General features: G+C 34.0%; 19 protein-coding genes. 16 read left to right on the top strand and 3 right to left on the bottom strand.

Annotation, left to right across the window (positions count from 1 at the left end):
• The first annotated feature begins 75 nt into the window (after nucleotides 1–75).
• From C9J29_RS12880 to C9J29_RS12840, 9 genes are all read left to right on the top strand, one after another.
• A complete protein-coding gene (locus tag C9J29_RS12880; RefSeq protein ID WP_036227177.1) occupies nucleotides 76–444 on the top strand; it encodes a DUF2089 domain-containing protein in 369 nt (122 codons plus the stop codon).
• 12 nt (nucleotides 445–456) lie between these two features.
• On the top strand, nucleotides 457–846 hold the full coding sequence (locus C9J29_RS12875) for an SHOCT-like domain-containing protein (protein ID WP_107922284.1): 390 nt from the start codon (nucleotides 457–459) through the stop codon (nucleotides 844–846).
• Nucleotides 847–856: 10 nt separating this feature from the next.
• Nucleotides 857–1138, top strand: coding sequence for a hypothetical protein (locus tag C9J29_RS12870; RefSeq protein ID WP_107922283.1), 282 nt, complete (start codon nucleotides 857–859; stop codon nucleotides 1136–1138).
• Nucleotides 1139–1505: 367 nt separating this feature from the next.
• Nucleotides 1506–1943 (top strand): MarR family winged helix-turn-helix transcriptional regulator, encoded by a 438-nt coding sequence (locus C9J29_RS12865; RefSeq protein WP_090001413.1) that lies wholly within the window; start codon nucleotides 1506–1508, stop codon nucleotides 1941–1943.
• A gap of 402 nt (nucleotides 1944–2345) precedes the next feature.
• Nucleotides 2346–3224: an Hsp33 family molecular chaperone HslO gene (hslO, locus tag C9J29_RS12860; protein WP_089986483.1), complete on the top strand. Its 879-nt coding sequence runs from the start codon at nucleotides 2346–2348 to the stop codon at nucleotides 3222–3224.
• Nucleotides 3225–3604: 380 nt separating this feature from the next.
• Nucleotides 3605–4696 carry a low temperature requirement protein A gene (locus C9J29_RS12855; protein WP_089986484.1) on the top strand — a complete coding sequence of 364 codons (1092 nt, stop codon included), beginning with the start codon at nucleotides 3605–3607 and terminating at the stop codon, nucleotides 4694–4696.
• 862 nt (nucleotides 4697–5558) lie between these two features.
• Complete coding sequence (locus tag C9J29_RS12850; RefSeq protein ID WP_008177773.1) at nucleotides 5559–6866, top strand: opine metallophore biosynthesis dehydrogenase; 1308 nt, start codon at nucleotides 5559–5561, stop codon at nucleotides 6864–6866.
• Between the two features lie 98 nt (nucleotides 6867–6964).
• A complete protein-coding gene (locus C9J29_RS12845; protein ID WP_107922282.1) occupies nucleotides 6965–7717 on the top strand; it encodes an SDR family NAD(P)-dependent oxidoreductase in 753 nt (250 codons plus the stop codon).
• Between the two features lie 54 nt (nucleotides 7718–7771).
• Nucleotides 7772–8599, top strand: a complete 828-nt coding sequence (locus C9J29_RS12840) for a GNAT family N-acetyltransferase (RefSeq protein ID WP_107922281.1) — start codon at nucleotides 7772–7774, stop codon at nucleotides 8597–8599.
• 62 nt (nucleotides 8600–8661) lie between these two features.
• On the opposite strand, the gene C9J29_RS12835 is transcribed toward C9J29_RS12840, so the two are convergent.
• Entirely contained in the window at nucleotides 8662–10140 is a 1479-nt protein-coding gene (locus C9J29_RS12835; RefSeq protein ID WP_089986487.1) for an L-lactate permease, read from the bottom strand.
• Nucleotides 10141–10282: 142 nt separating this feature from the next.
• Between C9J29_RS12835 and C9J29_RS12830 the strand changes: the two genes are divergently transcribed.
• The 7 genes from C9J29_RS12830 (at nucleotide 10283) to C9J29_RS12800 (ending at nucleotide 16091) form a co-directional block, all read left to right on the top strand.
• A complete protein-coding gene (locus C9J29_RS12830; RefSeq protein ID WP_008177781.1) occupies nucleotides 10283–10849 on the top strand; it encodes a helix-turn-helix domain-containing protein in 567 nt (188 codons plus the stop codon).
• A gap of 343 nt (nucleotides 10850–11192) precedes the next feature.
• Nucleotides 11193–12317 (top strand): ABC transporter, encoded by a 1125-nt coding sequence (locus tag C9J29_RS12825; RefSeq protein ID WP_174804717.1) that lies wholly within the window; start codon nucleotides 11193–11195, stop codon nucleotides 12315–12317.
• A gap of 17 nt (nucleotides 12318–12334) precedes the next feature.
• Nucleotides 12335–13546, top strand: a complete 1212-nt coding sequence (locus C9J29_RS12820; RefSeq protein ID WP_089986489.1) for an ABC transporter permease — start codon at nucleotides 12335–12337, stop codon at nucleotides 13544–13546.
• A gap of 11 nt (nucleotides 13547–13557) precedes the next feature.
• Nucleotides 13558–14478, top strand: coding sequence for an ABC transporter ATP-binding protein (locus tag C9J29_RS12815; RefSeq protein ID WP_107922279.1), 921 nt, complete (start codon nucleotides 13558–13560; stop codon nucleotides 14476–14478).
• A 73-nt stretch (nucleotides 14479–14551) separates the two neighbouring features.
• A complete protein-coding gene (locus C9J29_RS12810) occupies nucleotides 14552–15181 on the top strand; it encodes a DUF3885 domain-containing protein (RefSeq protein ID WP_089986491.1) in 630 nt (209 codons plus the stop codon).
• A gap of 255 nt (nucleotides 15182–15436) precedes the next feature.
• Nucleotides 15437–15862, top strand: a complete 426-nt coding sequence (locus C9J29_RS12805; RefSeq protein ID WP_107922278.1) for a stage III sporulation protein AH — start codon at nucleotides 15437–15439, stop codon at nucleotides 15860–15862.
• 49 nt (nucleotides 15863–15911) lie between these two features.
• Entirely contained in the window at nucleotides 15912–16091 is a 180-nt protein-coding gene (locus C9J29_RS12800; protein WP_043990385.1) for a hypothetical protein, read from the top strand.
• 80 nt (nucleotides 16092–16171) lie between these two features.
• On the opposite strand, the gene C9J29_RS12795 is transcribed toward C9J29_RS12800, so the two are convergent.
• Together C9J29_RS12795 and C9J29_RS12790 are read right to left on the bottom strand one after the other, a co-directional pair.
• Nucleotides 16172–17080, bottom strand: coding sequence for an ABC transporter ATP-binding protein (locus tag C9J29_RS12795; RefSeq protein WP_107922277.1), 909 nt, complete (start codon nucleotides 17078–17080; stop codon nucleotides 16172–16174).
• Nucleotides 17080–17766, bottom strand: a complete 687-nt coding sequence (locus tag C9J29_RS12790; protein ID WP_036227150.1) for an ABC transporter permease — start codon at nucleotides 17764–17766, stop codon at nucleotides 17080–17082. The genes C9J29_RS12795 and C9J29_RS12790 overlap by 1 nt, the downstream gene beginning before the upstream one ends.
• Nucleotides 17767–17923: the final 157 nt, after the last annotated feature.

Raw genomic sequence — 17923 nt, 5'->3', positions numbered from 1 at the left:
AAAATTAATTTTGGTTATTTCATTTTTAAATTCTTTGGTATATAATCAAATCAACCTAAAGAAAGGAACTTCATTATGGCCTATCAAGTAATCACAAATTGTCCTGTTTGCAGTAAAACGTTAAAAATTACCAAGTTGCAGTGCTCTCACTGCCACACTACGATTGAAAATGAATTTGAATTATCGAAACTGGCATCCTTATCAAAGGATCAGCTTCATTTTGTGGAAGTATTTTTAGCGTGTAGAGGGAATATTAAAGATGTTGAAAAAGAACTTGGAATTTCCTACCCAACGGTTCGAGGAAAGCTAACAGATATTATTTCATCCCTTGGATATGAGCAGAAGAAGAAGAAAAATGAAGTAGATAAAAAGAATGTTGTTACTCTGCTAGAAAATGGCGAAATCACAGCAGAAGAAGCCATTAAGCTTTTAAAAGAAGAATAGGAGGAATAGATCATGAAAGAGGAAATTGCACGAGTGTTAACGATGGTTCAGGAAGGGAAAATTGATGCAGAAAAAGGCTCTGAACTAATTCAAGTATTGCAAGAGAAAGATGACGCGGGAAATAAGCTTTTAGATAAACCAGCTAAATATTTAGATAAAACATTAAAAGTTCGTATTGTTTCAACTGAAAATGATAACGTAACGGTTAATTTACCCATCAAGCTAGTGAAAGTTGTTTTAATGGCTGGACACAGTATCGCAGCTAGTATTCCACAATCTGAAAAATATGTGAAAGATCTGGATATCAGCCTTATAATGGAAGCCATCGAAAATGAATTAGATGGCCAAATCGTTGATATTAAATCGGCAAACGGGGATTCCGTTTCTGTGTTCATTGACTAGTGACCGACTGATGATACATGTCAAAGTGAAAACAAAGGATGTTCGACTTACCATCCCAATCCCATATGCGATGTTAAACATTGTTATTTCCATTTTGTCTTCAACATTATTTCAGCGTAATATAAACAAATGGACAAAAGAATACTTTGAAAGAAAAAAACTGGACTTTACCTTGCCGCCAATAGACAAAAAAACACTCAAGCCCATTGTCCAGGAACTGAAGAATTATAAAGGGATCTTGCTAGTTGATGTCAATGCACAGGACGGTACAGTTGTAAAAGTTAAACTATAATTTATTGAAATACAACCACTTACATCTGAAATAGTAGGTGGTTTTTTTACTTATTAGCTACGAATAGACAGGTAACACACCTTCAAAAAACCTTGGATTTTCATAGCTTTTTCCAGAAATTTTATTTAAACCACTACCTAAATCGTCCATTTTTTGTACCTTATTGTTTCCTTTAGTGAAATCACCACACTGCATCATAAACTTTTAAAAACATCTTACATCGATGTACCTCCTTATTGTTTCATCACCTAAAATCTTGATCATAAATAGCTACTGAAAATCATTGTGAAAGGAAAAGGGAGCGTATTAAAATGTATATTAGTTGAAATAACTTCAAAATTGAACTATTCTAAAGGCGGTGATACGAATGGCAAATATACAATCACATGAAGCAATTTTATTGAACTCCATAATTTCTACCGCTGTACAAGATGAATTAAAACAAGAGTTAAAGCGACTAGGCTATACTGACTTAGCCCCAAGCCATTTCATGCTGTTATACATTGTGTACAAAAATGGGGGACGCATACAAATCAAATGTATTTGTGATGAAATGCTCAAACAAAAATCAACCATTACTGAAATGATTATCCGTTTAGTCAAAACTGGTTATCTTGTAAAAGAGGGGCATAGTGAGGACAAACGAGTAATGTATGTCGTTGCAACTAAAAAAGCACTGGATGTCCAGAAATATTTTGAAGAAATCTTTGATCATCTTACAAACAAAATGTTTCATGGATTTAATGAAGAGGAGAAAGCTACTTCTTTTTCTTTACTTCAAAAAGTGTTAGGTAATTTGAGTTAGAGCAGATCTGTTCTAACTTTTATTTCCCCTTGTAGTTCAAAATTGAACTATTTGTTTTCTTTTGTCCTCTCAAAATGTTGATTTATGTTGGACATCAATATAAATAGGTGAAATATTGGAATTATGCACTAATATGTGTATTTCCACTGTGTGCGCTTTACAATACTTAGGTTGATTATACAGAAACGGGAGCCAATGAAAATAAAAGAGATTATGACAGCAAAAATATTCTAAATTTCCACAAACGGTACTCGCATGATATGCAACTGAGGGCTTTGTTAAATGTATAACACGATAATAAAGCCGAAGGGAAATTGTTGGGTTAGGGGCGTCAGAAGATGCTGATTTATGAAGCGGAACCCTCAACCATCTATTAAAAAATTGAAGAAATGAGAGATAATAATGAAGGATTATTTAGTGAAAGGTTTAGCATATAACGGACAAGTTCGAGTTATAGCAGCAAGAACAGTCGATACAGTAGGGGAAGCTCAACATCGACACTATACATGGCCGACCGCATCAGCAGCGTTAGGACGTTCAATGACTTTCGGCGTGATGCTTGGTTCTATGTTAAAAAATGAAGACAAATTAACCATTCGTATAAATGGTGGGGGTGATTTAGGTACAATCCTTGTTGACGCTAACGCAAATGGTAAAGTACGAGGCTATGTAACAAACCCGCAAACACATTTCCCCCTAAACAGTATTGGGAAATTAGATGTTAGAAGAGCCGTGGGAACAGATGGCATGGTAACCATTTCAAAAGATATCGGTCTACAACACCCCTTTGTAGGACAGGTACCTATTATTTCAGGGGAATTAGGGGAAGATTTCACATACTATTTAGCACAGTCTGAGCAAATTCCTTCTTCCGTTGGGGTAGGAGTTATCGTTAACCCTGATAATACAATCCAAGCAGCAGGGGGCTTTATTATTCAAGCATTACCTGGCACGGAGGCAGAAATTATTGAAGAAATTGAAAAACGTTTAGAAAGTATTCCAACGATTTCAGCAATGGTACGTGATGGACTAACACCAGAAGAAATCCTAACAATGGTTGTAGGAGAGGGGAATGTAAAAATTCTCGAAACACAAGAAATCCTATTCCAATGCACTTGCTCAAAAGATCGCTCAACGAATGTGCTAGTGAGCTTAGGTAGCGAAGAACTCCAAGATATGATTGATACAGATGGGCAAGCAGAAACACAATGTCATTTCTGTAATGAAACGTATCAATTTGACAAAAATGAATTAGAAGCAATGCTAGAACAAGCCGTTTAATCTTTAAAATAAGTTACTCACTATAAAAATACCTCCTTTGAATGTAATATCCAAAGGAGGTATTTTTATTTGAATAGCTAAAGTTTTGGCATACGGACAAGCATTTTAGATTTTTCATCTAAAATGATAAGACTGAGATACCTGTATCATTATTTCTGTAAATATAGGTCTATTTTTACTCAGCTTTGCTATGTTACCAATTTTCATACTAGCATTGTTAAGTGGGATGGATCGTATTCGCAAGGCAAACAAAAAATGAACTGACTCCAGTTCCTTTTTTGTTTGTCTAAAATTTTTTGATTTAAGCTTAAACAGGTTCTTTATTAAGAAAAGCATTTTATTATATGATTAGCTAATAGGATTTGAAGGAGTATGATGAGATGGAAGAAAAGAAAATAACATGGTTAGAACTTTTTTATGATTTGATTTTTGTAGCAGCTGTTTCAACTGCCACTAATGTATTACTTCATGTTGAAAAAGGTGAAATTCGCCCAGAGTATTTTTTGAAGTTTGTTTTAATATTTATCCCTATTTGGTGGTCTTGGGTAGGACAAACATTGTTTATTAATCGTTTTGGACAGGATTTTTTACACCAAAGGATTTTTACAATATTCCAGATGCTATTTGTCCTGATTATGACATCTAGCTTATCGGTTAACTTTGATCAATACTATTTGCCATTTCTAATTGGCTATATTGGATTAAGAGCCCTTACTGCGGTCCAATATCTAGTTGTTCACCGTTATGAAGAAGGCAATAGAAAGGACGTTGCTCACTATTTAGGCACACGTTTTTGGATTGGCATAATCATATCCTGTTTTTCTATCTTATTTGATTCATGGATTCGCTATAGCATATTATATATAGGCATTCTGATTGATATCCTTGTACCTTTTTGGGGACGTAAATATTTGGTGAAGGCTCCGACTAATACATCTCATTTATTAGAACGTTTTGCTTCATTGACATTAATCCTTTTCGGAGAATCAGTTGTTAGCACCTTGTATGTGCTACAGCCACAAAAAGGGGATTGGGATTCTATTTTATTTTCAATCATCTCGTTTATTTTAATTGTTTCGATGTGGTGGCAGTATTTCGAAAATGTAGAAAAGAAAGTGGACAAATCAATCGAAACATCTGGTCAGACCATTATTTATGGCCATCTTTTTGTATTAATGTCTTTGAGCATGATTGCCGCTTCCATCAAGCTTCTGTTTCTAAATGAGGTTCGTTATTCATTTGATTTATATTTTATATTCGGCTCTGTATGCCTTTATTTCATGACAACTAGTATAGTTTTTCATCAGTATAGGTTTAAACAAGATCGTTTAACGCTTTATCATTTAACATTATTTATTGGGATCTTAGCCACTTTCTTTATCATTAATTTGATAGTAGAAGTCCCAAACGTTGTCATCATGGGAGAGTTGACGTTGTTTTTTATCATATACGCTAAATTAACAACTACATGAATAAAATGCTATAGAACTAAAAGACATGCTTATTTAAGTACTTAACGAAAGATGTCTAGGAACATCTTTGTTCTTAAAATTTTTAAAAGTAATTCATTTCGTTTTTGACCTTTGCTGAGCTAAAGAAGACGTTAGCCAATTAATTCAATAAGAAAAAGGCTATGAATGATCATCATTCATAGCCTTTTTAATTTTATCGATAATGTAAGCCAAGGCACATGGTATACAATTTTCTAACATCATTTATGGCATCTAATTTACCTAGTGGGCCTCTGACATCCCGTAGCAAAACCATTCTAGAATCTTCTAACCACTAACAAAATGAAAGCTAAATCAAAGATGACATAAAAATACAATTTATACTGTGACATTAAAAAATACATCGAAATAGTCATAAAGAATACGGCATATATTGAATTTTAATCCTCTAAAATAGAAGTTGGGAAGTGATCGATATAGATATCATTAGTCGAGAATCTAAAAAATAACTCTTCTGTCTGTATTCATAACATAGAAAAAGAGTCTAATAGTTTTTAGTTAAAGGACCTCATGTTAGTATCTGATCTTTTTATAAAGAAGTATTCTCTCAATTGAACAATAATCAGTAAGGAAACACGCCGTTGTACAAGATTATTAGCTCAACTTTTTTAGCGTAAATATGACATAAACCAATAATAAGCCGGATTAAGTAAAGATGTTCTAGTTGATATGCGTCATGGAGAAGGGCTACCATCTTTTTTAATGATTCAATGTAAAAAGTAGACCAGAAAAAATGGCGAATAATGGTGAAATAATACTTCCTCAAAGTGATGTTATTTTACATCAAAAAGAACAATGACTTTTTTTAGATGAGGAGATAGCTATGACATATTTTAATAGTGTGTTGATATTAGGAACAGGACCAACAGCCATTCAATTAGCTGTAAATTTTAAAAGTCATCTTAATAGTAAAGTAGCTATTGCAGGTCGTGAATCTATACGCTCTAAAATTTTCTTTGAAACTATCGTTCAACATCAGCTTGCACTTCAGGTTTCTATTCAAAATACACAACATCAATCTGTTGCAGGAGAATGTACAATTGATGGATTATTTAAAGGATACCATACAATATACGGTAATTGGGATACCGTTGTACTAAGCGTTACTTCAGATTCCTATATTACTGTATTAGAACAAATAGATAACAAAGTCTTGAGGGAAGTTAACTGCTTTATATTAATTTCACCAACGTTCGGCTCAAGTCATTTAATTACCAATTTCCTAAAGAATCTATCTACACATGCAGAAGTCATTAGTTTTTCAACCTATTATGGAGATACTAGATGGTTGGATGACATTCCGTCAAATAAAGTAATGACAACTGGGGTAAAGAAAACACTTTATATTGGTTCAACTAACTCAAAATCAGAACGATTAGATGAATTATGTATATTATTTAATTGTTTGGGAATTCAATTAACAAAATTCACATCTCCACTTGAAGCAGAAACAAGAAATATATCTTTATACGTACATCCTCCCTTATTTATGAATGATTTTTCCTTACAAGTAATATTTGATGAACCAAAGACACCAAAGTATGTGTATAAACTTTATCCTGAAGGTCCCATCACATACACAACAATCCGTCATATGCTAAATTATTGGAAAGAAGTAATGACAGTGGTGAATGATTTCAATATTCAACCTCTAAATCTATTAAAGTTTATGGTAGATGATAATTATTCATTGCATCCCGCAAGTATAGATAGGAAAGATATAGAAAATTTTAATAACCTTGAGTCTATCCATCAAGAGTATTTGCTCTATATTCGTTATGCATCCTTGTTAATTGATCCATACTCTAAACCAGATCGAGAAGGAAAGTACTATGATTTCTCAGCAGTTCCTCTTAAAAGGATTTTTATTAATCATAATAGAGAATGGGATATTCCTAGAATGCCAAAAGAAGATTACTATCGTGTAAAAATCATTCAGGGTGTTGCAAAAGCCTTGAATTTGAAAAGTCCAACACTAGATTATTTTGTACAAACCTATGAGGCAAAACTGCAACAAGTAGTAGCTTCATCTGAAAATAAAGCATATTCAGATGCCTTCCAAGTAAAATCTTTTTCACAAGACATTGAGTTAATTTGTAAGGAATTAATTTCAAGTAAATACCCAAAATAGTAATAGTTATATTTACATGAATATACGAACCTTCTTAAAAGGTTTAACAATGTTAAATAGAGAATAACTAATATAAACGTTTTGTTAGGAGAGAGGCTATGCATAACTTATCCGGCAAGGTTATTCTCATCACAGGCGCGAGCTCAGGTATTGGACTTGCTACCGCCGAGTTAATGGCGGCTCAATGCGCTAAAGTAATTATTCATTATCATACAAATGTGAATGGGGCCATGGAGGCTGTCCAACGTATTCATGAAAAGGCTGGAGAGGCGATTGCCATTCAAGCTAATGTTAGGAATAAAGAAGAAGTGAACGCAATGGTTGAACAAGCTATTTCCTCCTTTGGCACAATTGATGTATTAGTGAATAACGCAGGTGGTGGCATCCGCCAAAGTACATTTATGGATATGAGTGAGGAGCTATGGGAGGAAACGTTTCAGTTAAATGTCACTAGTGTTCTCCTATGCTCCCAAGTTGTATTAACATATATGATTCCCGTAAAATCCGGAAAAATCATCAATGTCTCTTCAGCGGCTGCACGAATTGGGGGGGCAGGGGAAAGTATCCATTACGCATCTGCAAAAGGGGCCATCAATACAATGACAATTGGCATGTCCAAAGAGCTAATTGACTATGGAATTATTGTGAACGAGGTTGCGCCTGGAATAGTAGAGACACCTTTTCACGATAAATTCGCTCCTGGCGATCATCGTCTTGAGCGGCTGTCTTCTACTGTACCTATTAAACGGGCTGCAACAGCTAGAGAAGTAGCAGAAGTCATTGCCTTCCTTTCTTCTGATGCCGCCAACTATATTCTAGGTGAGATTATAAATGTTAGTGGCGGAAGGTAAATAACATAGTAGCTTATGTAGCAGTGGGTCTTTCATTGTAGGTAGGGATGTTGGATGATCGTAGAATTAGATAAGGCAGATTTTAGTAAATGTAGGGAACTGTTAAATGAGCAGGGGCAATTAGAAGCAAAAGCAGTTGTGGAACGTATAAATCCGGGTCGTATTTTTGTAGATAACCGTGATAATCCGTCATCCGGGCTAATTTGGTTAGGTAATAATGATGGATTTATATTTTTTGGAAGTGAGCAAAATGAGGAATTTAACAATGAATTAAACAATTTGATTGACAATATAATTATCCCAGCAGCAAAAAAAGTGCAACTAAAATGGTTTGAAGGCGTTGGCAATCATGAAAAATGGAATCCTATTATTGCAAGCGTTTTTGAACATCGCCATTTAGGGAGCTGGCTTCAAAGAGTTTACACTTTAGAGCAGGGTGATTATAAAGGGGACACTGTACCAATAGTGAATCATGAATATGAGCTATGTAAAATCTCTGCTACACTTCTTGACAATAAGGATCATTCAATCCATAACATCGTTTTTTTGCAATCCAAAATAGAAGCATTTTGGTCTTCAACAGATATTTTCCTCAGCAAGGGCATGGGCTATTGTATAATTCATCATAATGAGATTGTGAGTACATGTATTTCAGGCTTTGTTGCTGCAAATGTACATGGCATAGATATCGAAACGATAGAGGCTCACCAAGGAAAAAACTTAGCCCAAACACTCGCACACCATTATGTTCAAGAATGTTTAAAGAATAATTGGATTGCCTATTGGGATTGTATGGATATGAACAAGCCTTCTGTTGCAATTGCAGAAAAAATAGGGTTCAGAAATAGGTTTCATTATACTGGCTATGAATTTTCACTGTAACTTAGATAGAAATGATGAAGATTTTTAACTAGAATCCACTTTCAAAGTGGATTCTTATCATGTTATCGGAATATGAAAAACAGGAATAATTCAATTAAAATAATAGTCAAAGTTCCTAAACCAACAAAAAGTATCTTTTTTTGAATTTCATTTTCGTCCGTACTTATTTTACATACTGAACAGCTTAAAGCTACCCTCGAAGGATTGACCATTGTCATTAACGAAGAACTTACATTTTGCGAACATGCCACTAGAATAGGGGACATTCCTATATGTAGGGCTGTTTCTGTTTGTAATCTAATGAACATCGTATTTGAAGCGGTGTTACTTCCTGTTAAAAAGCCGCCAATTGCACCGATTAAAGGTGAAACAAAAACATAGAACTGACCAAAGGATTGTGCCGCTAGTAAAGAAAGTAACTGAATCATTTTTGCCTCGGACATGATCTCAGAAACAACTACATACAAAAAAGTTGTTATGATAACTGGATAGCATTTTTTGAAAGTCGAAATAATACTTTCACTTATTTCTAAAACTTGTAGTCGATAGAAGAAAATAGTAAAAATACACACGATACATAGAAAAAAGCCAGGAGAATACAAAATGGATAGTTCAAAATTATATTTTTCAATCGTTAATAGGAATGTCCTTGATAAATAATTTTTTAGAGGAATAACCATTCTTGAGATAAATAAAAGGACTATTAACAGTAAATAGGGTGTTATATTTTTAATTGTATTTGATTCTTTTTCTAGTGAAGCCGTCCCATGCGTTGTATTCCTTTTTTTAATCATCAAAAAAATAACGAAGATGACCGTTAAAGATCCAAATAATCCTGCAAGCTCTACACTCACAAATCTATTGCATACCCAAACAGAAGCCCCTAATATGAATCCTACAAATAATACGGTGAATAGCCTTTTCTTCAAAGCTCTAAAGCCTACTCCTATGTAAACTACTAATAGGGCATAATAAATATAAATGGGTAAACACATTAAAGCACTGCCCATCCCCATTTTATCTAAATCTACATTACCTAATGTTGCCCCGATTATTGTTCCCATGGCCAGAGTTCCCCAAGGAATGATACATAAACTAATTAAGGCAATAAGAGATGACTTCATTGGACTAAATCCTAATGCAATAAGTAAAGGAGCTATGACAATGACTGCCAAACCAAAGCCACTAACAGATTCAATTAATGGGGATAGTCCTAATGCTAAAATGAGAATTTGAAAAATCTTGTCATCGGTAGCTTTAGTTATAGAGGAAGCTATTCCATCAATGGCTCCCGCTTTATCCATTAAGTGAAATAAAAGAATACCGAAAAATAATATATAGGCGATAACTGACGTAGTTAGCGAGCTTTTTATGATCGGTTCTGTTAAATCAAATATGCTACTATGAAAGAAAGGGGATAGTGCAATAGCCGCTGTTAAAAAGCAGGCTACTATTCCAGTAAAAATAGAAGACTTTTTCAAAACAAAAATCATAAAAATAATACTAATTAAAGGTAGGATAGCAAGTAAAAATTTTAACAATTAAATCACTCCCTTTGATTTCATTTAATTTTCCTATAGTGTAAATCTTTATTCTATAGTGTATTATTTTACGTTAAAATCCGTAAAAGGGAAGAGTTTTTTGAATTTTAACTCATTTTAATTAAAGAATGGAGAAATACTAATGGAATTTGGAAAACAAGTAAATTTTATTAGAAAAAAAAGAGGCATGAGTTTACAGGAGCTTTCAGCGTTGAGTAAAGTAAGTACATCTATGCTTTCTCAAATTGAACGTGGCGGAAAAAATCCAACAATTACTGTAGCTTGTCAGATTGCGGAGGCTTTAAATACCACTTTATCGGCATTATTAGATTCGCAAGAAACGAGAGAAATAGTTGTGATAAGAAAAGAAAAGAGGCCCGTGTACTTTGATGAAAGCTCTGGTTTTCAGAGACATTTATTGTCTCCATCCTTTCCGTCAAGAGGAATTGAATTTGTCAAAAATGTAATTCCACCCCTTTCAGAATCTGGAATATTCCCAGCCCATAAATCTGGAGTTAAAGAATACATATATGTGGAAAAAGGTAGCTTAAACGTGGAACTATCAAAAGGGGCTTATAAAGAACAATTAAATGAGGGGGATTCATTCTTTTTTGAGGCAAATACGGAGCATAGATTTATCAATGAGACGGATCATGAATGCATTTATTTTTTAGTTATTGATTCAACTCAAAGTAAGAATGGTAGTTGAACTGCCATTTTCAGATGTCTTATTAATAATTGATCCATTAAGGACTGTCAAAAGCAGTCCTTTTATTTATGTCGTTTTTCATTAAAAGCACACACTAGATCATTACTACTAAAATGACAATCTAAAAATACGTAACAAGAAAAATACTTAGAATGGTTAAATAGTTCAGCTATTAAAAAGTAATGAGATTTTATAGTTTTATATTATTTATTTGCTATCCATCCAATAAATAGCAAATTTTTATTCGTACTATTCATACCCTTTAAAATACAAAAAATTGAAAAAATATCCACGAAGCATTATCATAGTATTCTAAAGACTTTCACAATTAAAGGCGAGGAGGATGCCAGTGTTAAAAGCATTAAAAGTAGGTCTAGTAATTGAGCGAGCAAATCGAAGAAATTTAGTTGCACTAATTGCGGTTGCAATGATTGTTTTCGGCTTTATGTTTTATATAAAGGCGCAAGCCGTTGGTAATCAGCTTATTGAGAAAAAGGGTGATTATTATTCAACACAGGCTATATTATCAAAGTTTCAAGTGAAGGATGCTTCGGAAACAGGTGATGGTAGCGACATATTTAAAAATTTGACGAAGCAAAAAAGTAAGATTGCATTGCAAATAGCCACATTAACGATGGACAGACAATCCATGTATTATGAGTCTTCACTTCAGCTTGCTGAATTAAGACAAGAGGCATTCCAATTAGAAGGATACCATGATATCGCAGAATTATTACCCTCTAAATTACAAAATTCGATGGACTATCTTTATTTTAAATGGATGAATGATGCGGGAAGGGATACAATAACCGACTTATTTCAATACATACCTTTCTTATTATTTTTCTTTAGTTACGTAGGCGCGGGCTGGTACATATTTATTAGCTTCCAAACAAGTTCTATTTTGCTAGATGATTTTGAGCATTCTAGTTTAATTCAAGGCTTTCCTGTTCGTTTTGATTCCTATATTTTATCTAAATGTATGATTTCTTTGTTAACCATCCTAACAAGCTTTTTACTCATTTTTATTTGCGCTAGTCCTTTATGGATCGTACATGGACTTGGTAACCCACTAGATCCTGTAGGAATTTACGTAGGAGATGCTGTATTAATCTCTTCCGTCCAATATATCGCGATGAGCCTTGGCTATATGTTCGTCATCTCCATTTTCGTTATGCTGCTGTCGATTATATTGAATGTATTACTGAAAAATATGTATTTAACATTATTTGTGCATTTTATCTTGTTCTTTTTACCGATGATTTTCCCATCTTTAATTAGTGTATTTCCCTATAATCCTTTCAATTTTATGAACTTCAATGATATTTTACGAGGCGTACCAGTAGATTTAGCACAGCCTGTTGATATTACGATGAATCTAGGATTAATCATATTGTTTATCTGTATTATTTTAATGTTATTCGCTATTAAAACGTTTTTCTCAACAGGAAAAATCAAAAGGGCATAGGGGAGGCTTTCATTAGCATGTGGAGTTATTTCAAATTTGAATTCAAACAATTTTTTACGAATAAGAAAAACTTAGCCATCTATTTTTTGCTTGCTTTTGCAACCTTCTTTTATGTGTTTAAAATAGCACCTGCATATAATCCGATTGAACAAGTCGAATATGAAGAAATTGAGGCTCGCTATTTAACACGGCAGGAATTTTTAGATTCGATGGAGGGTCAAAACATATATAGACTACATCCGGCCATCATCTTTGCAATTGATATATTTAAGCAAATTAATCCAATAGATAAAGCGAGATTAGAAGCATTAGATGAGGGGGATCTAAAAAAATATGCAGAGGTAACTCGTGACTGGTACTACTTTACGAATGCGATTACATACAAAAGTGATTCATTCTCCTATAACTCAAAGTATTTTATAAAAAATAATGATTATGCAGAAGATGATGCCTTTTATGCTTATTTAGAGCAGGCAGCCCGTTATGATACGTATGCGAACGCAAATTATGAATTATCAACGGAAATTTTCGAACAGCGGACAGCGCTTCAAACGTTCGAGCGTTTATTAAAGGGATTACTACCTGTTATTTTAATTGTGTGTGTACTACTTTTAGCCATTGATATCGTCACAAAAGATCGACGTCATCCATCCATTATCAAAGGATTCCCTATTAGCGATTGGAAAAAGCTATTGGTGAAAATGGTCGTTGTCCTACTAGGGAGTTTAGTATTATTTGTACCCCTTTTAGCTGGGCTCATTATTATAGGCTTACAATCCGGCTTTGGAAATTTCAATTTACCATCACCCATGTATGCTCCTCATCTCGAATGGCGTCAGGAAGGTAAATTTGAACCGATGACTTTAGGGATGTTTTTAGGACAAACCCTCATCCTGCTTTTAACTTGGTTTATGGTCATCATCAACGTTGTACTATTGTGCAGTATCATATTCCGTAATGAGATGATGAATTTTGCCATCGGCTTACTCCTTATTTTTGGCGAGAAGTTTTATTTCAGCCGATATGTTGGTTACTTTTGGGATATTCAAATCTACCCAACTTCTTACATTCAAGTCGGACAAATTGTTTCAAAACAACGAAATTTTTATTATATGAACGATTTTTTAGATTTCAATTTAGGATTACAGTTGTTACTTGTCTTAGCTGTAGTCATCATTTTATTCATGCTGCTTACTGTTATGAATAGACGTTATAAGCTAATTAAATAGGGGGGACACAGGTGATTGATATTCAAAATATTACTGTGCAATTTGCGAAAAAAACAGTGTTAAATGATATTTCAATGACATTTGAGCAAGGAGAAATGATTGGACTTGTTGCACCAAATGGAACAGGAAAATCCACATTTATGAATGTGTTGATGAATTATGTAAAGCCAATGAAAGGGAAAGTAGTATTTAAAGATGGAATAAGCTACTCGAATAAATCAAATGAAGTAAAAATTCATAGTTTTGTGTCGATGATGCCAGACCAAAGCGACTTGTATAATCACTTAAGCGGGCGCGAACATTTAAAAATGTTTGCAACAATGTGGCAATCCGATTTAAAACTGATAGATGAAACCATCGAAATTTTGAATATGGGGCATTATGTAAATAAAAAAACAGGCACGTATTCCCTCGGTATGCGTCAGCGACTATGCTTTGCTATGCAAATAGTTACGGATACGGACATTATGATGATGGACGAGGTGATGAACGGACTTGATCCAAATAATGTAGAAATTATTTCGAAGATATTAGTAGAGAAAAAGGCGGAGGGAAAGGTTATTATTATTGCCTCACATTTACTCGATAATTTAGAGAAATATGCAGATCGAATTTTCTTGTTTAACGAAGGAAAACTAGTGGATACGAATCAAATAATAGAAGGTTTCAGTCAAGCGCATATTAAAACGATTCGCGTGAACAATCTGGAGAGTGCAACTGAAAAACAACTGTCTGAGCTGTTTCCAAACATAAAGCTGCAAACACTTACAAATGGTATAACATTAATTCATTTACCAAGCTCTAAGGCCGCTTTATTAAGTTCACTTACATCTTTTTTAGTGGAGAGAAATGTAGTGGATTTTGCATTCGGAAAAGTGACATTAAATGATTTGTATTCTATGTATTATCATGAGTATAAAAATGTGACCTAGTTTTTTTGAATTTTATGCTAGATGATGTGGGAAGGTGTAATATTTAATTAAAACTAAAGGAAGATTTGAGTGAATGACGATAGATGTTGAACAATATTTAAATAAGACTTTTCCTGGACTCACGTTAACTCCTAGCCTTTATCAGCAATGGGATATTGGCATTCACGTTGAATTCGGGGCTGGATTTTATCAATGGAAAGATAATGGCCGTCTAAATCTAGCAAGGTTTCATTATGTATACCATCAAGCTTTGGCCATTTTTAACGAAATATTTTCGTATTCAGATGAGATTTTACTTGTGACAAATATTTATCAGTATAAGCCTGCTGAAGGTAAGAAAAAGCGCATAAAAGTTTATGATCGTTATATAAAAAATAAACAATTAAAATACCATTTAAAACAACAAACCTTGCCATATGTATGGGATGATGAGGATGTTTATATTTCACGATTTTTCTTAAAGTGCCGCAAACAAGATATTCACTATGTATTACTCATCAAAGCAGCCTGTAACGAGGATTTTCGCTTGAAGCCCAAATTTGGTACAGGCTATAGTTATCCAGATGTATTTTTTATTAATTTGACGAAAAATGTTATCTTTTTTATTTATGATGATAGAGGTTGTGAGGTCATCGCGACGAATAAAGAAACGATAAAACCTTTAGGACTAAAATTTAGGAACTGGATAGATAATCGCAATTGAGATGACATCGTTGCACATTCTCAATAGAACGAATGGATGCAGGAATTAATCAACATAAGCTTTTATGATTTTGCATCCATTCGTTATGACAAGCAAAGGATAGGAAAAATAATCACTTAGTGTTTTTTACAATGGTTTTCATTCAAAATCATGGAGTTGCTACCCGCAGCTCTTTTTTTATGGGGCATCTAGCGATGTTTGATTGAAATAGAGCGCTTTGAATTGAGTATAGAAAATGTGGAGGAATGAAAATTGATGATGATTACTGAAAATATAATGGAGCAACGCTATCAACATCTTATCGATATACTTGCGAAACGATGTAACCGCTTTGCCTTTGTTGAGAACAGACAATTGATGGAAAATGAAGAATTACGGTTAGCCGCTGTTGATGAGCTATTGGCTCCTATTAAAAGTCAGCTTATCGAAAGAAAGGTTCAAAATGAATGGGAGACGACAACGCTTGGCGAAAATACGGCATTTGTTTATTATTTTCTATTAAATGATACGACTGCTCAATTTTTGAAGGAGCGTACCGACTCACTTTTTGGTTGGATTACGCCAGAATTACCGGAGGATTTAATCTTTTATGACGGTGAACAATGTTTATTAGCAGCTTGCTCGCACGAGGGTTTCTTCTGGATGGATGAAAAGGTATGGGACCGTTTTTTATTAAGCTAAAGATGTATGCTTGTTACTTAATATAATGAAAAATAAGGGGGAGTACTTTATGTTATTTATACTGTTGTTTGTTATACCAGTATTAGGAGTTTTATATTTTTTAAATTTTACTACTTTTTTAAAGAAACTAATCAATGGAAAAAATACGTATAATCAAAATGTACTAGGAGCAATTTTAACCTTTATGCTGATCTTTACAATCATGTACTGCTTTGCTGGACTCCATTAATGGTTTAACGAGAAAATACCAAAAGCACGAATACGTAAGCAACATAAGCAACTCCTTTAAAAGTAGTTGCTTACGTATTGTTAGTCATTCATAAATATCTCTTCTAATGAAGGTCGATTTGTTTGAATATCAAAAATGTCTGTATCAAATTTACATAAGGAATGCACAATGCTAGCAATATCTGATTCATCACGTATTGCCACAGTAATGTGTTGATTATCCGAATAGTTAATCGTCGTCCAAGCTTCGATTTCTTCGCGAGCATGACGGTACAACGTGTCATTTTTAGGTAAGAGCTTAATAGTTGTTTCAATAGTAGTCTGAAATTGCTTTTGTAATTGATCGATGGTTCCTAGACCTGAAATAATGCCGTTTTTCATAATAGCAATCCGGCTGCATAGCTTTTCCACTTCATTTAAATTATGTGATGTCATAAAAATAGTTTTGTTTTGACTGGCTAATGTTCGTATGAATTTTTGCATCTCTAACGCAGATTCCGGGTCCATCCCCGAAGTAGGCTCATCTAGGAAAATTAAATCTGGATTTCCGACGACAGCCTGGGCTACTCCTAGCTTCTTTTTCATCCCGAACGAGAATTTTTTTGTTTTAACATGTACCGCATTCTTTAAGCCTACCTGCTCTAATAAATCTACACATTGTTGTTTAGTTACCTTGTGCTTTTGTAATTTTGCGAAAAATTGAAGATGTTTCAGAGCAGTATCATTGCCATAAAACTCGGTATAGTCTGGTAGAACACCCACCTTGTGTTTCACACGATCAAGCTGATTGTTAGGTACACCTAAAATTCGAAATTGCCCACTAGTTGGAAGAACAATCCCTGTAAGCATATTAATGAAAGTTGTTTTCCCTGCACCGTTTCTTCCTAAAAAGCCAAAGATTTCTCCCTCCTGTACTTGTAAATCGATGCCCCGTACAACTAAATGCTTGTGATAGGATTTTTTTAAATCCATTGTTTCAATTACGGTCATTACAAATCCCTCCTATGAAGACTAAGTATCGAGACTCCTACCATAATAGCTGCAAATAACAGAACAACGAGCCATCCCCATGTTCCGCCCTCAAGCATATAATGATACGGAGTCATATATTTAATGATTTTTAACCAGAGTTTTTCTGAAAAAAGGCTCCATAAACCGAATGTAGGAATAGCCATACTAATTAGTAATCCAATAAACATGGACATCGATCGCTTAGGAATGAGACAGGATAGGAGCACACATAACGACACGATGTACGCTAGCATAACAAATAAGCTACCGAATGTTTTAATATAAAATTCATGAGAAAAGAATGCGATCATACTAAATGACGCTAATAAACAAATAAACCAGTATGAAAAAATTCCTAATAATTTGCCTACAATAATAGAAGATCGAGATGTTTTTGTTACTAGGAACCGAATTGTCCTACTTTCCGTTTCCCTATTAATGGTGTCGTGAAATAAAGAAAAGATAAATAAAAAGCCCATTATATAAATTAGAAATACCAGTCCACTTACATAGCCAGCCTCAGCAAATTTAATGCCAGTAAGGAGACTGCTATTTGTGACAAAATCAGATAAATAATAGGAGACGGCAATAAAAATGCCAATCGTAATAAGTGAAAAGATACTGCGAAATGATTGAATAAACTCCTTTTTCCAAATAGCAATCATAGTGGTTCCTCCATAATAGAAATTTATTTTTAACACTCTCTAGAGTATAAAGGCTGATTTTTACGTAAGCCGAAACGGTAGATGACATGTTAATAAACTTTTATGAACGTTGTTTATGTTCTGTTTATATTCGCTTTGTAGTGGTGACAAACTAGCA

Origin of the sequence: Lysinibacillus fusiformis (assembly GCF_003049525.1) — a bacterium.
Taxonomy (GTDB): Bacteria; Bacillota; Bacilli; order Bacillales_A; family Planococcaceae; genus Lysinibacillus; species Lysinibacillus fusiformis.
The sequence above is the reverse complement of the archived record's forward strand: the minus strand, read 5'-3'. Positions and strand labels throughout refer to the sequence as shown.